This is a genomic window from Pseudomonas sp. 1D4 (assembly GCF_001728925.1).
Taxonomy (GTDB): domain Bacteria; phylum Pseudomonadota; class Gammaproteobacteria; order Pseudomonadales; family Pseudomonadaceae; genus Metapseudomonas; species Metapseudomonas otitidis.
The window spans coordinates 86,027-101,448 of record NZ_LXJQ01000015.1 but is presented as its reverse complement, the minus strand read 5'-3'; the positions used below and the strand labels follow the sequence as shown (position 1 = coordinate 101,448).

General features: G+C 66.8%; 6 protein-coding genes. 5 read left to right on the top strand and 1 reads right to left on the bottom strand.

All coding sequences use genetic code 11. The features are described 5' to 3' along the window. Nucleotides 1-8,155 (bottom strand): retention module-containing protein (locus A7D27_RS10460; RefSeq protein WP_139134077.1); only part of this gene is annotated, 8,155 nt, incomplete at its 3' end. A gap of 357 nt (nucleotides 8,156-8,512) precedes the next feature. Between A7D27_RS10460 and A7D27_RS10455 the strand changes: the two genes are divergently transcribed. The 5 genes from A7D27_RS10455 to A7D27_RS10435 all read left to right on the top strand — a co-directional run bounded on the left by A7D27_RS10455 (nucleotide 8,513) and on the right by A7D27_RS10435 (nucleotide 15,422). Next, a complete protein-coding gene (locus A7D27_RS10455; RefSeq protein ID WP_069561113.1) occupies nucleotides 8,513-9,862 on the top strand; it encodes a TolC family outer membrane protein in 1,350 nt (449 codons plus the stop codon). 41 nt (nucleotides 9,863-9,903) lie between these two features. After that, nucleotides 9,904-12,060: a type I secretion system permease/ATPase gene (locus tag A7D27_RS10450; protein WP_069561112.1), complete on the top strand. Its 2,157-nt coding sequence runs from the start codon at nucleotides 9,904-9,906 to the stop codon at nucleotides 12,058-12,060. Between the two features lie 4 nt (nucleotides 12,061-12,064). Further along, entirely contained in the window at nucleotides 12,065-13,411 is a 1,347-nt protein-coding gene (locus A7D27_RS10445) for an HlyD family type I secretion periplasmic adaptor subunit (RefSeq protein WP_069561111.1), read from the top strand. 115 nt (nucleotides 13,412-13,526) lie between these two features. After that, nucleotides 13,527-13,964 carry a nucleoside deaminase gene (locus A7D27_RS10440; protein WP_069564820.1) on the top strand — a complete coding sequence of 146 codons (438 nt, stop codon included), beginning with the start codon at nucleotides 13,527-13,529 and terminating at the stop codon, nucleotides 13,962-13,964. 39 nt (nucleotides 13,965-14,003) lie between these two features. Further along, nucleotides 14,004-15,422 (top strand): hypothetical protein, encoded by a 1,419-nt coding sequence (locus A7D27_RS10435; protein ID WP_069564819.1) that lies wholly within the window; start codon nucleotides 14,004-14,006, stop codon nucleotides 15,420-15,422.

Here is a 15,422-nt window from a genome sequence, read left to right as displayed (position 1 = left end):
TGTAGGCGCCTTTGTCGTCGTAGACGCGGATGGTGAAGGCGTCGTTGCCGTTGTAGTCCTTGTTCGGCGTGTAGGTGTACTCGCCGGTGACGGTGTTGAGCAGCAACGAGCCGTGGTCGGCGCCGCTCTGGATGGTGTAGGTCAGCTTGTCGCCTTCCACGTCGCTGGCGACGATCTTGCCGTTGACGCTCTGGTCCTCGTCGGTCTCCTTGGCCTGGTCGGCGGTGATAGGCGCATCGTTGACCGGGGTCACATCGATGCTGACGAGGCTGGTGGTGGTGCCGCCTTTGCCATCGCTGACGGTGACGGTGAAAGCATCGGGCCCGTTGTAGTCCTTGTTCGGGCGGTAGGTGTAGCTGCCGTCGCTGTAGAGGGTGAGGGTGCCGTTCTGCGGGCCGTTACCGCTGGCGATGCTGTAGGTGAGGGTGTCGCCGTCGATGTCGCGGGCATCCACCTTGCCGTTCACCGGGGTGTCTTCGGCGGTGCTCAGGTTGGCCGGGTTGGCGGTCGGTGCGTCGTTGACCGGGTTGACGGTGATCCGCACCACGGTGTCGACCACGCCGCCCTTGCCGTCATCGATGGTGACGGTGAACGAGTCCGGGCCGTTGTAGTTGGCATTGGGCTTGTAGGTGTACTGGCCGGTCGCGTTGTCGAGCACCAGGGTGCCGTTGCTGGTTCCGGTCTTCAGGGTATAGGTCAGGCTGTCGCCATCGGCGTCGGTGGCGTTCAACTGACTGGTGAGGGTGTCGTCCTCATCCACGCTGACGTTGGCGTTGTTGACCACCGGCAGGTCATTGATCGGGGTGACCGCCAGGTTGATGGCGCCGCTCACGGTGCCGGTGCCGTCGTTGACGCTGTAGGTGAAGCTGCCCACGGTGTCGCCGGCCTTGTAGTCGGCGGGGGCGTTGTACTTCAGCCCCTGGAGCTGGGTGCTGGTGAGGGTCTGGCCATTGCTGAGCAGGGTGCCATCGGCGAGGGTGACCTGGCCGACCACCGGCAGGCCGGTGACGGTGATGGTGAGTGCGTCGCCGTCCACATCGGTGGGCGCTGCGATGTTCAACGGGGTGCCGACGCTTTCCTCGTTGACGGTGAGGGCGTGGCTGTCCACTACCGGCAGGTCGTTGACCGCAGTGACGCCCACCTTGACGGTGGCGGTATCGGTGCCGCCCTTGCCGTCGCTGACGGTGTAGGTGAAGGAACCGGTGCCGTTGAAGTTGGCGGCCGGGGTGAAGACGACCTTGCCGTTGACCAGGGCCACGGTGCCGTTGACCGCGTTCTGCACGCTGACGATGGTCAGGCTGTCGCCGTCCACGTCCGTATCGTTGCCCAGCAGGGTGGCGGGCTCGATGGTCAGCGGGGTGTCTTCAGTGGTCACCAGGCCGTCGAGGCCGTGGCTCAGGCTGTTGCCGCCGAGCACGGTGTAGCTGCCGCCTTCGGGACGCATTTCCACCTTGAGCAGGGCCTGGCCGCCCTGGTCCCAATAGATGATCTGGATCTGGTGGGCGCCGCCGGCGGGCACGTTGAAGGTGGCGAACTCGCGGGCGGTCGGGCCCTGGTTGCCGTTGTACTCGGCCACCACCTTGCCGTCGATGACGATGCTGAAGCCGTCGTCGGCAGTGACGCGGAGCTGGTAGTTGCCAGCGGCCAGGTTGATCGAGCCGCTCAGCTCGACGATGGCGTCGGAGCTGTTGGCCGGCGCGGTGCTCAGGCTCGCGGCGTCGCTGCCGAGAAACTTCTGCAGGTTGCCGTTGCCGCCCAGGTGGCTGTTGGTGCCGTTGCCGTAGTTCAGCGAGGTGGCGGTGAAGGTGGCGTCGGCAGCGTGCTTGGCGATGAAGTCCTTGACCATCGCCAGGTTGCTCAGGTTCGGGCCGTCGGTGCCTTCGCGGTAGGCGTAGTAGCTGCCCTTCAGGCCGCTGAGGGTCGGGGCGTCGTCGCGGGCATCGGGGGCATCGTTCACCTGGGTGACGTTGATGGTCACGCTGCCGTTAACGGTGGCGGTGCCGTCGTTGACGCTGTAGGTGAAGCTGCCCACCGGGTCGCCGGCCTTGTAGTCGGCGGGGGCGTTGTATTTCAGGCCCTGGAGCTGGGTGCTGGTGAGGGTCTGGCCATTGCTGACCAGGGTGCCGTCGGCGAGGGTGACCTGGCCGACCACCGGCAGGCCGGTGACCTTGATGGTAAGTACGTCGCCGTCGGCGTCGGTGGGCGCCTTGAGGCCCAGCGGGGTGCCGACGCTTTCTTCGGCCACGGTGAGGGGCTTGCTGTCCACCACCGGCAGGTCATTCACCGGGGTGACGCTGATGGCGACGCTGCCGTTCACAGTGGCGGTGCCGTCGTTGACGCTGTAGGTGAAGCTGCCCACTGGGTCGCCGGCCTTGTAGTCGGTGGGGGCGTTGTACTTCAGGCCCTGGAGCTGGGTGCTGGTGAGGGTCTGGCCATTGCTGAGCAGGGTGCCGTCGGCGAGGGTGACCTGGCCGACCACCGGCAGGCCGGTGACGGTGATGGTGAGCGCGTCGCCGTCCACATCGGTGGGCGCCTTGAGGCCCAGCGGAGTGCCGACGCTTTCTTCGGCCACGGTGAGGGGCTTGCTGTCCACCACCGGCAGGTCGTTCACCGCAGTGACGCCAATGGCCACGCTGCCGACCACGGTGGCCGTGCCGTCATTGACGCTGTAGGTGAAGTTGCCCACCGGGTCGCCGGCCTTGTAGTCGGCGGGGGCGTTGTACTTCAGGCCCTGCAGTTGAGCACTGGTGAGGGTCTGGCCGTTGCTGACGGTGCTGCCGTCGGCCAGGGTCACGCGGCCGACCACGGGCAGGCCGGTGACGGTGATGGTGAGCGCGTCGCCGTCCACATCGGTGGGTGCCTTGAGGCCCAACGGGGTGCCGACGCTTTCCTCGGCCACGGTAATGGCGTTGCTGTCCACCACCGGGGCGTCGTTGCGGCCTTCGATGGTGATGCTGGCACTGGTCTTGACCAGGCCACCCTGGCCGTCACTGACCTCGTATTCGTAGTTCAGGACCAGGTTCTGGCCCTTGGCCAGGTAGTTGTAGGCGGACGGGTCCACCTTGAGGCTGTTGCTGGCGGCGTCGAAGGTCACACCGGCGGCGTTGCCGGTGCCGATCTGCTTGAGGTTGACGACGCTGAGCACGTCCTTGGCGTCGACGTCACTGGCGTTCTGCAGCAGGTCGATGCTGTAGGCCGGGGCGTCTTCGTTGGTCACCGAGGTGACGGCACCGCTGACCACCGGGGCGTCGTTGCTGCCGGTGACGGTGATGGAGACGTCACGGCTGGCGCTGGCGTTGCTGCCATCGGTGACGGTCACGCGGTAGACCAGGGTCAGGGTCTCGCCGGCAGCCAGGTAGTCCAGGGAGCCGGCCGGCACGCTGTAGGTCCAGTGCACGGAGCCCTGGCCGTCGCCGGTGGCGGAGTCGCTGAGGGCGGCGGCGAGGTTGCCCAGGGCGGCTACGGTCTGGCCATTGCCGTTGGTGGCGCTGACCAATTGGGTGCTGACGCTGTGGGTGTCGTTGAGGTCGGCGTCTTCGAAGCCGATGTCGCCGGTGGCGCTGAGGTTGCCGGCGTTCTCGCCCGGCACGCCGTCGGCACGCTCGGTGACGCTGCCGCTCTGTACGGTGGTTTCCAGCACCGGGGCGTCGTTGCGGCCTTCGATGGTCAGGGTGGCGGTGGTGGGGGTGACGCCACCGTTGCCGTCGACCACGTCGTAGCTGTAGGTGAGCACCAGCTTCTCGCCAGCGGCCAGGTAGTTGTAGGCGTTGGGGTTGACCTGCAGGGTGCTGCCCGAGACGGTCACGCCGGCGGTGTCGCCGCTGCCGACCAGCTTGACGTTGGCCACCGAGAGCACGTCGCTGCGGTCCACGTCGCTTGCGTTCTGCAGCAGGTCGACCTGCTGGGCGCCGGCGTCTTCGTTCGTGGTGGTGGTGATGGCCGCGCTGACCACGGGGGCGTCGTTTACGCCGTCGATCACCACGGTGGCCTGGGTGGTGACCAGGCCGCCATGGCCGTCACTGACCTGGTACTCGTAGGTGAGGGTGACCTTCTCGCCCTTGGCCAGGTAGTTGTAGGCGCTGGGGTCGAGCACCAGGGTGTTGCCGCTGACGGTAACGCCGGAGGCATCGTTGCCGCTGGTTTCGCGCAGGTTGACGACGTTGAGCACGTCCTTGGCATCGGTGTCGCTGGCCTTGGCCAGCAGGTCGATGACCTGGCCGGCGGCGTCTTCGTCGGTGCCGACGCTGATGGCGCCGGTGACCACCGGAGCGTCGTTGATGCCGGTGATGGTCAGGGTCAGCACGCTGTCGCTGCTGAGCTGGCCGTCAGTGGCGGTGAACGGAACCTGGATGACCAGCTTCTCGCCGTCGGCCAGGGCCTGGTAGGCCGCGTTGCTCGGGTCCAGGGTCCAGGTGCCGTCGGGGTTGAGGCTGAAGCCGGCCGGGGCGTTGCCCTTGAGGCTGAAGGTCAGTTTGTCGCCGTCGACGTCGGTGGCGGCGAGCTGGCCGCCCACGGTGGGGCCGTCTTCGGTGGCGCCGGCGCTGGTGGGGCTGGCCACGGGCGCATCGTTGACCGGGGACACGTTGACCGTGGCGGTGGCGCTGGTGGAGGTGGCGCCATCGTTGTCCACGGCCTGGTACTGGAAGGTGGTGGTGCCGTTCCAGTCGCTGTCCGGTACGAAATAGACCGGGCCGGTGACGTTGTCGCCGGCTTTCAGCGGGGTGCCGCCAGTGGCCGAGGTGTAGAGCTGGCCATGCTGGGGCAGGCCGGTGATGACGAAGCCGGTGACGCTGCCGTCGACGTCGCTGCCGGCCAGGTCGACCTGGATGCGTGCGGGCTGGTCTTCACTGCCGCTGACGGACACGGCGCTGGCCACCGGGGCGTCGTTGGTGCCGGTGACGGTGATTTCCAGGTTGGCGGTGTTGCTGGCACCGAATTCGTCGGTGACGGTGACTGGCACCTTGATCACCCGCTGCTCGCCGGCCTTGAGGCTGTCGTAGGCGCTGTGGCTGCTGTCGAAACTCCAACTGCCGTTGCTGTTGAGGGTCAGGCCGTCGACGGTGGCGGGGGTGGTGAAGGTCAGTTGGGCGCCGGTGTCGACGTCGGTGGCGATCATCTGGCCGGTGATGACGCCATCGCCTTCATTGGCTGCGGCGGTGGCGGCGTCGATCTTCGGCGCATCGTTGGTGCCGGTGACGGTGATGGTCAGGGTGCTCTTCGCATTCAGGCTGCCGTCGCTGACGCTGTAGGGGATGGTCAGGGTCAGGACTTGCCCCTTGGCCAGACTCTGGTAGCCGGCGGCGCTGGGGTCGAGTGTCCAGGTGCCGTTGGGGTTGAGCTGGAAGCCGTCCGGGGCGGGGCTGTCGAGGGTGTAGGTCAGCTTGTCGCCGTCGACATCGCTGCCGTCGAGCTGGCCGCCGATGGGGGCGGCGTCTTCTTCGGTGGCGGCGCTGGTGGCGCCGGCCACGGGGGCATCGTTCACCGGGTTGATGGTCAGGCCGATGCTGTCGTTGTCGCTGAGCTGGCCATCGCTGGTGCGCACGTTGAGGGTGTCCGGGCCGTTGTAGTCGGCGGACGGGACGTACTTCAGGCCCTGCAGGGCGGCGTTGATGGCCTGGGCGCTGCCGGAGAGCACCAGGGTGCCGGTGCCGTTGCCGCTGAAGGTCACGCCGTTGCCGAGGCTGCCCAGGGTCAGGGTGCCGTGGCCGACGCTGAGGGTGGTGGTGAGGGTGTCGCCGTCCACGTCGGCGACGCTGATGGCGTTGCCGTTGGCGGTGCTGAAGGTCTGGCTGCCGTCTTCGTCGAGGGTCTGGGCGCCAGGGACGCTGTTGACCGGGGCGTCGTTGATCGGGTTGATCACCAGTTGCAGCGTGCCGGTGGTGCTCAGGGAGCCGTCGCTGAGGGTGTAGGTGACGGCTGGCACCACGCCGCTGTAGTCGGCGTTGGGGGTGAAGGAGAACTCGCCGTTGGCCAGCAGGGTGAGCTTGCCCACCGACAGGTAGGCGGTGTCGCCGGCCTGGTAGTTCTGCCCGGCGATGCTGAAGCCGGTGACGCTCAGTTTGGTGCTGTCGACGTCGCTGTCGTTGGTCAGCACGTTGCCGGTGGCGACGCTGTCCTCATCCAGGGTGACGGTGTCGTCCACGGCCACCGGGGCATCGTTGGTGCCGTTGATGGTGACGGTGACGCTGGTCTTGGTGCCGTCGGCACTGGTGACTTCGAAGGTGTCCACCAGCTTCTGGCCGACGTTCAGCTCGTTGTAGGCAGCATTGGCGACATAGCTCCAGTTGCCGGCGGCGTCGATGCTGAAGGTGCCGTAGGTGCCGGCGGTGCCGCTCTGGGCAACGAAGGTGGCTGGGCTGTCGACATCGGTGATGGTCAGGGCGCCACCTGCGGTGAGGGCGCTGTCGGTCTCGTCCAGTTGCACGTCGGCGCTGCTGAGCACGGCGGCGTCGTTGGTGCCGTTGATGGTGACGGTGACGCTGGTCTTGGTGCCGTCGGCGCTGGTGACCTGGAAGGTGTCCACCAGTTTCTGGCCGACGTTCAGCTCGTTGTAGGCGGAATTGGCGATGTAGCTCCAGTTGCCGGCCGCGTCGATGCTGAAGGTGCCGTAGTTGCCGGCGGTGCCGGTCTGGGTGACGAAAGTGGCCGGGCTGTCGACGTCGGTGATGCTGAGGGTGCCGCCGGTGGTGAGGGCGCTGTCGGTTTCGTCCAGTTGCACGTCGGCACTGCCGAGCACGGCAGCGTCGTTCACGCCGGTGACGGTGATGGTCAGGGTGCTGGTGCTCTTGGCGCCGAACTGGTCGGTCACTTCATAGGGCACGGTGAGGGTCAGCTTCTGGCCTTCGGCGAGGGACTGGTAGGCGGCGTTGCCAGCGTCCAGGGTCCAGGCGCCGGTCTGCGGGTTGAGGCTGAAGCCGGCGGGGGGCTGGTTGGTGAGGCTGTAGCTGAGCACCGCACCCTTGTCGGCGTCGCTGGCCTGCAGGGTGCCGCTGACGGTCTGGTCTTCGGTGACGTCGGCGCTGCTGGCGGTGGCGATCGGTGCGTCGTTGGCACCGTTGAAATTGATGGTGATGACGCGGGTGTCGCTGGCGCCGGAGGGGTCGCGCACGGTGACGACGAAGCTGTCGCTGGCCTGCTCGCCGTCCTGCAGGCCGTTCACGGCCTGGGCATCCACGACATAGGTATAGGTGCCGTCGGCATTGACGGTCAGCTCGCCGTAGGCGCCTTTGCCGCTGCCGCTCCAGGTCAGTTGGGTGTCGTCCACGTCGGTGGCGGTCAGTTGGCCCTTGATGTCGGCGAAGGTGTCCAGGCCGGCAGTGTCGTTGACGTCGGCGGTGTAGGTGCCGCTGGCCACCGGGGCGTCGTTGACCGGGGTGATGCCCAGGTTGACGGTCAGCGGGGTGGAGGCGCCGCGGCCATCGGTGGCGGTCACGACGAAGCTGTCGGCGCCGTTGTAGTCCTGGGCCGGGGTGTAGGTCCAGGTGCCGTTGGGGTTGAACACCAGGGTGCCGTTCGCCGGGCCCTGGGTGACGCTGAAGGTGATCAGGTCGCCGTTGGCGTCGCTGGCGGTGAAGGTGCCGCTGATCGGGGTGTCTTCCGGCGTGCTCAGGCTGAAGGTGGTGATGAGGCCGCCATCGGCACCCGTGAACTGCGGGGCGATGTTGGGCAGCCCGCCCTGGGTTTCGTCGGTGCCGGAGGCTCCATTGGCCAGACCCTGGGTGGCAAAACCGATCTGCGCCTCAACGACACCGCCGGTGGGGTCCAGCAGGACGAAGCTGCGGCCACCGCCGGCTTCACCACCACTGGTGGTGCCGCCTGCGCTGGTGGCGCCGGCTGCGGTGGCTTCGAAGGCCTGGGTCGGGTCGACGCCAGCGGCGATGGCCTGTTGCAGCTCTTCGGCGCTGGGTGCGGTCTGGGCGGCGCCGTCATCGGCGACCTGCGGGGCGAAGTCATTGCTGGCCCAGCGAGTGTCGCGGCCCAGGTCGATCAGGCGGCCGTCGGGCAGCTCGATGGTGACCATGCTGGCCGCACCGGTGACGATCTCGTCACCCTGGAAGATCCGATCTCCCTCGAAGAGCTGACGCTGCACACCCTCGGCGGAGAGTGCAACGACCTGGCCGATGACGCTTTTCACTACGGCTACGACAGTGCTCATGGGGGTGAATCTCCTGGTTTGGCTTCAGCTTGCGGCGCCGAGTCGTTCCAGAGGTGGATCGGCGCTGCATTCCTTCAATGGTTCGGTGGTGTTGGAAAGTTGGCGTCAGTAATTTGGCTTATTCTCGTTAGCTATTGAGCATATGCCAAAGTATTGACCAATTGACTGCCATCCTAAACAATTGCCTACGTAATGTCACTTTGATATTCGCAGCTAATTAGGATAGTTCTGACAGAAGGATCAGGACTGACTTGGGTCACGGATTTCTGCTCGCTGTTTGAGCAAAGTTGACGCCAATCCCCTGACGGAATCTTGCCCGGACAGAAACCCATCGAATCTCTGAAAAGGATGCCTTTCATGCGTCTGCGCTTCGCTACTGCCTTGCCCCTTGCCCTTGTCGCCAGCTTCCCCCTGCATGCGCAGACCCTGCAGGAGGCCATGCAGCGTGCGATCGAGTACCACCCGGAAGTCCAGGCCGGGGTGAATGCCCGTCTGTCGGCTGACTACCAGTTGAAGGCTGCGAAGGGCGGCTACCTGCCGCGCGTCGACCTGGTGGCCGGCTACGGCCGTGAAGGCAGTGACAACACCACTACCCGTGGCCAGGGTGACCACTGGAAGACCATGACCCGTGGTGAGTCGGCGCTGAGCCTGCAACAGATGGTGTTCGACGGCTTCGCCACCTCCAACGAAGTGGCGCGCCAGCAGGCTACGGTGAACTCCCGCGCCTATTCCTTGCTGGGCACCTCCGAGCGCACCGCGCTGGACGTGGCGCAGGTGTACATCGAAGTGATCAAACGCCAGGAGATGGTCCGCCTGGCCGAGGAGAACCTGAAGAGCCACCAGCGCATCTATGACCAGATCACCCTGCGCAGCACCCGTGGGGTAGGGCGCCTGGCCGACCAGGATCAGGCCGAGGCGCGCCTGGCCCAGGCCCGCAACAACCTGATCACCGAGCAGACCAACCTGGCCGACGCCCGCACCAACTACTTCAGCGTGGTGGGCACTGATCCGCTCGAACTGACCGAACCGTCCGGCCTGCCGGGCCAACTGCCCACCGACTTGGCGGAGGCCCGCCGTGCCCTGCTGGAAAACAGCCCGATCCTGCGTTCGGCCGAGTCCGACGTGGCCGCTGCGGAGAAGCAGTACGACGCCGCCAAGTCCACCTTCTACCCGCGCTTCGACGCCGAGCTGCGCCGTGGCGCCGATAACGACCTGGACGGCCAGAACGGTCACGTCAACGAATGGCAGGCCATGCTGCGCATGCGCTACAACCTGTTCGCCGGCGGCAGCAACAAGGCTGACCTGGAGTCCAAGTCCTATCAGGTGAACCAGGCCCTGGACATCCGCAACAACGCCCTGCGCGTGCTCAACGAAGACCTGGGCCTGTCCTGGAACGCCCTGGCCAACGCCCGCGAGCAGTTGCCCATCGCCCAGCAGTACGTGGACTACAGCAGCCGCGTGCGCGAGTCCTACCAGAAGCAGTTCAGCATCGGCGAACGCACCCTGCTGGACCTGCTGGACAGCGAGAACGAGCTGTTTACCGCGTCCCGTCGCCTGGCCGAGATTCGCTACCTTGAGCTGTTTACTCAGTACCGGATCAAAGCCACCATGGGCGAGCTGCTCAAGAGCCAGGGTGTCGTCGCGCCCATGGCGAGCGTCGTTCAGAGTGAGCTGAAGCCCGAAGTGAACCTGCCGGGCCTCAACTGAGCAGCGCCCAACCCCCGTACCGTTGAAAAGAGTGTTCCAGCGTGGATCAAGAAGCCAGTCGATTGCCCTTCACCAACGATCCACGCGGACAGCTCGATGATCCCCTGCTCGACAGCCTCCTCAGCCTCTGCCTGCAGCACCAGCGCCCGGCCAGCCGGGCCATGCTCACGGCGGGGCTGCCGCTGCCCGGCCAGCGCCTGACCCCCGAACTGCTGCCCCGTGCGGCTGCCCGGGCCGGCCTGCAGGGGCGCCTGCTGCAACGCAAGCTGGAGCAGATCCCGACCATTGCACTGCCGGCGATGTTGATCCTCAGGGAGGGCCGCTGCGCCGTGCTGCTGGGCTGGGAGGCCAACGGCGATGCACGCCTGCTGCTGAGCGAGAGCGACGGCGGTGAGGTGCGCGTCCCCCGCGAGACCCTGGCCGAGGACTACGCCGGCCAGGCCTTCTTCGCCCAGCCTCGGCACAAGTTCGACCTCAACCACGGCACGCTGATCCCCCGGGTCAAGCACTGGTTCCGCGACACTCTCAAGCGCTCCCGCTGGCTCTACGTCGACGCGGTGGCGGCCAGCCTGCTGATCAACCTGATCGGCCTCGGCGCACCGCTGTTCGTGATGAACGTGTACGACCGCGTGGTGCCCAACCAGGCCGCCGCCACCCTGTGGGTGCTGGCCGTGGGCATTTCCGGCGCCTACGTCTTCGACCTGCTGCTCAAGACCATGCGCGGCCTGTGCCTGGATCTGGCGGGCAAGAAGACCGACATGATCATTTCCGCCACGCTGTTCGAGCGCATCGTCGGCATGGCCATGAAGCACCGACCTGCGCGGGTCGGCAGCTTTGCCCAGAACATCCATGAGTTCCAGACGCTGCGGGACTTCCTCGCTTCGCTGACCATGACCAGCGTGATCGACCTGCCGTTCACGGTGCTGATCCTGCTGGTGATCGGCATCCTCGGTGGGCACCTGGTGTGGGTGCCGCTGGTGGCCTTCGTGCTCGCCGGTACCCTCGGCTGGCTGTTGCAGAAGCCTCTGGTGGAGACCATGGATCGCACCATGGCGCTGTCCGCCGAGCGCCAGTCGAGCCTGATCGAGACCCTGGCCGGTCTTGACGCGGTGAAGGTGAACAACGCCGAGAGCGAGCGCCAGTACCTCTGGGAGCAGACCATCGGCACCCTGGGCCGCCTCGAACTGCGGGTGAAGATGCTCTCCAGTCTGTCGCTGAACCTGACCCTGATGATCCAGCAACTGGCCGGGGTGGTGATGATCGTCGCCGGGGTCTACATGATCATCGCCGGTGACCTCAGCATGGGTGGCCTGATCGCCTGCTACATGCTCAACGGCCGCGCCCTGGGTCCGATGACCCAGCTCTCCGGTCTGATCACCCGTTACCAGCAGGCGCGGCTGACCATGATCTCGGTCAACCAGATGATGGCGCTGCCCCAGGAGCGCCACGAAGACGAGCGGCCGCTGACCCGCCAGGGCCTGCAGGGTGCCATCGAGTTCCGCCAGGTCTCCTTCACCTACCCGAACCAGCAGAACCCGGCGCTGAACGCCATCAATCTGATCATCCGTCCCGGCGAGAAGGTCGGCATCGTCGGTCGCAGCGGCTCGGGCAAAAGCTCCCTCGCCAAGTTGATCGTCGGGCTCTACCAGGCTGATTCCGGCAGCCTGCTGGTGGATGGTGTGGACGTGCGCCAGTTGGACGTCAGCGACCTGCGCCACAACATCGGCTACGTGCCCCAGGACATCCAGCTGCTGGCCGGTACCCTGCGTGACAACCTGGTGTCCGGCGCCCGCTACGTCGAGGATGAGGCCGTGCTGCAGGCTGCCGAGCTGTCCGGCGTACACGAGTTCGCCCGGCTGCACCCCCAGGGCTACGAGCTGCAGGTGGGGGAGCGCGGCCAGAACCTCTCCGGCGGCCAGCGGCAGAACGTCGCCCTGGCCCGTGCGCTGTTGCTTGATCCTCCGATCCTGCTGCTCGACGAGCCCACCAGTTCCATGGACAACACCGGCGAAGAACGCCTGAAACAGCGCCTGGCGGCCGTGGTCGCCAACAAGACCGTGCTGCTGGTCACCCACCGCGCTTCCATGCTGTCCCTGGTGGACCGCCTGGTGATCGTGGACAAGGGGCAGATCATCGCCGACGGTCCGAAGGATGCCGTGATGGAAGCGCTGAAGAAGGGGCAGATCAGTGTCGCGTAAGTCGATGGGCGAAGGCCTGCTTGGCTACTTCAAGGGTCAGGAGAGCCTGGCCGACCAGCCATTGCCGGAAGTCAGCAAGGCCCTGGTGGAGGACGCGCCCCGGGTGGTGCGCCTGACCATCTGGACGCTGATCGGCTTCACCCTGTTCCTTGGCCTGTGGGCGCATTTCGCCGAGATCGACGAGGTGACCCGGGGTGAAGGCAAGGCGATCCCGTCGTCCAAGCTGCAGAAGATCTCCAACCTCGAGGGCGGCATCATCTCCGAGCTGTTCGTCCACGAAGGCCAGGTGGTGGAGGTGGGTGACCCGCTGCTGCGCCTGGATGCCACGCGCTTCCAGTCCAACGTCGGCGAGACGGAGGCCGACCGCGTGGCCATGGCCCTGCGCGTCGAGCGCCTGAGCGCCGAGGTGGACGACCGCGAGCTGGTCATCCCCGATGAGCTGCGGCAGAAGGCCCCTGGCCAGGCCGAGAGCGAAGAGGCGTTGTTCCGCAGCCGCCGGCAGCAGCTCAAGAACGAGGTGGCCGGGCTGGAGCAGCAACTGGTGCAGAAGCAGCAGGAGCAGCGCGAGTTCGTCTCCAAGCAGGGCCAGTACCGCAACAGTCTGCAGTTGTTGCGCCAGGAGATCGCCATCTCCGAGCCGCTGGTGGCGGAAGGGGCCATCTCCAAGGTGGAGGTCCTGCGCCTGAAACGCTCCGAAGTGGAAGTGCGCGGCCAGTTGGAGGCCACCAACCTGGCCATTCCCCGGGCCGAATCGGCCATCAAGGAAGTCGAGCAGAAGATCGCCGAGACCCGCTCGCGCTTCCGCAGCGAGGCGCTCACCCAGCTCAACGAGGCGCGCACCGACCTGAACAAGGCCAAGGCCACCGGCAAGGCGCTGGAGGACCGGGTCAACCGCACCCTGGTCACATCGCCCGTGCGCGGCATCGTCAAGCAGCTGCTGGTGAACACCATCGGCGGGGTGATCCAGCCGGGCAGCGACCTGGTGGAGATCGTGCCGCTGGACGACACCCTGCTGGTGGAGGCACGCATCCGGCCCCAGGACATCGCCTTCCTCCACCCCGGACAGAAGGCCATGGTGAAGTTCACCGCCTACGACTACACCATCTACGGCGGGCTGCAGGCCGATCTGGAGCAGATCGGGGCGGACACCATCACCGACGAGGACGGCAACAGCTTCTATCTGATCAAGCTGCGCACCCGCAAGAGCCACCTGGGCAGCGACGAGAAACCGTTGCTGATCATCCCCGGCATGGTCGCTTCGGTGGACATCATGACCGGCAAGAAGAGCATCCTCAGCTACCTGCTCAAGCCGATCATCCGTGCCCGCGCCGAGGCTTTGCGCGAGCGCTGATTCACAGCTCGGGCAGGCGAGGGTGGACAGCTCGCCGTTCGTCACCTAGGGTCTGCGCGGCCGGCGACCGCGCAGGCCGAGAGACCCAGTTTCCACCGCGTACGCAGGAGCGCTCATGGACGAATTCATGCAGGCCGCCATCGACGAAGCCCGCCAGGGGCTCGCCGAAGGGGGCATCCCGATCGGTTCGGTGATCGTGCACCGCGGCCGCATCATCGGCCGTGGCCACAACCGCCGTGTGCAACAGGGCAGCGCCATCCGCCACGGCGAGATGGACGCCTTCGAGAACGCCGGCCGGCAGAGCGCCAGTATTTACCGCGAGTGCGTGCTGTACACCACGCTGTCGCCGTGTGCCATGTGCAGTGGCGCCATCCTTCTTTACGGCATTCCCAAGGTGATCGTCGGCGAAAACCACACCTTCCTCGGTGAAGAGGCGCTGTTGCGCTCGCGCGGGGTCGAGGTCGAGGTGCTGCAGGACGCCACCTGTATCCAGTTGATGGAAGACTTCATCGCCGCCCGCCCTGAACTCTGGAACGAGGACATCGGCGAATAGGCGAGCGGATCGCCTGCCCGCGCGTTCACGGACGACCCCATGCACACTCCACCACCCACCTTCGGGGCGGCTGCTCCTGAGCCCTTCCTGCGCCGCAACTGGCCGGCGTTGCGCCGTGCCTGCTATGTCTTCGGGGTGCTGGCGGCCCTGCCGTTCGCCCTGCTGTGCCTGCTGATACCGGGCGGGTCGAGCGTCGGACTGCTGCTGACCACCGGCGCCTGGCTGGGCATGGCCGGCCTGGTGTGGACGCTGTTCATCGAGCCCGAGGAGGCGGGCGGGCTGGCCAACCTGTTCGCTTTCTGCCTGCTGCTGGCCGGTGAGCTGGCCTTCCTGCCGCTCTCCATGGGGCTCCTTCTCGGGGCCATGCCGGCCGGGCTGTCGGCCTTGCTCGTATGGCCGCCCCTGGTGGGGCTGCACTACATGGTGCGTATCCTGCTGGCCATGCGCGAGAGCGGCGACGTGTTCGCCCTGCGCCTGCTGGCGGGCCTGGGTGTGGTCATTGCCGTCGGTGTGCCGTTGTACTGGGTGACCCGCGACCAGCCGGCTGCCCAGGTCATTTCCGCCACCCGCCCGGCAGCGGAGATCACGCTGCTGCGGGAGGGCCCGGCTCGCTTCGCCGAGGTCACGGTTGCCCCGCTGCTGGCCGCCGGGTATCGCACCGTGCACGCGGACGGCCGTACCTACCAGGCCCTGCCACGGGGCGCGAGGCGCTCCGTGCCCTGGGCCGGTGAGCCCTCGCGCTATGTGGTCACTGAGCGTGTCAGCCTCATTGCGGATTCCGAACCAGCCGCCTGGCGCAGCGATGTGGAGGTGCTCGATCAGGCCGAGGACCTGCGCCTGGGCAATCGCCAGGCCTGGGTCGGCGACGGCCGGCCGGTGATCGGCCAGGCGCCCGACGGGTACCCCGAGTTGCGGAATGCGCCTGCCGCCAGCTTCCTGCAGAAGGTGCTGGTTCCGCCGCCGCGCATCAATCTCCCCTGGGGCTACCCGGAGACACCGTTGAACCTGCATGAACTGCAGCCCGCCACCCTGGTGGCCCCGGCTCTGTTCGCCGGGCGCCCGGCCGGCTGTGGTGCCGTCAGCGTGCGCCCCAGCCCGGCCGGCTACAACAACGAGCTGGCGGGCCAGGGCTGGTGGTATCAGCCCGACGCCGCCATACGCCAGGTGGCCTGCCTTGGCGACAGTTACCTGCTGCTCAGCGGCTGGCACCTGGGCGTTATCTCCCTCGATCACGTCGACCGTTACGGCCAACTGCTGGGTCAGTACCGCCTGGACCTGAAGGCCACCGACGGCAGCCGCGAGGCGGGCCAGGTGGCGCTGCTCTCGGCGGACAGCCGAGGCGGGCGGCTCTACCTGCACTTCGGCACGCTGAGCTGGGAACACCTGAACGCGCGGGCCACCCGCTACGACCGTGAACTGGCCGTGGACTTCGCCCTCAGCAGCCGGCCCGTCTACTAG

What these genes read in the sequence shown, in the direction of transcription:
- A7D27_RS10455 (WP_069561113.1), top strand. Translation starts at nt 8,513, where the DNA reads ATGCGTCTGCGCTTCGCTACTGCCTTGCCCCTTGCCCTTGTCGCCAGC.
- A7D27_RS10445 (WP_069561111.1), top strand. Translation starts at nt 12,065, where the DNA reads ATGGGCGAAGGCCTGCTTGGCTACTTCAAGGGTCAGGAGAGCCTGGCC.
- A7D27_RS10440 (WP_069564820.1), top strand. Translation starts at nt 13,527, where the DNA reads ATGGACGAATTCATGCAGGCCGCCATCGACGAAGCCCGCCAGGGGCTC.
- A7D27_RS10435 (WP_069564819.1), top strand. Translation starts at nt 14,004, where the DNA reads ATGCACACTCCACCACCCACCTTCGGGGCGGCTGCTCCTGAGCCCTTC.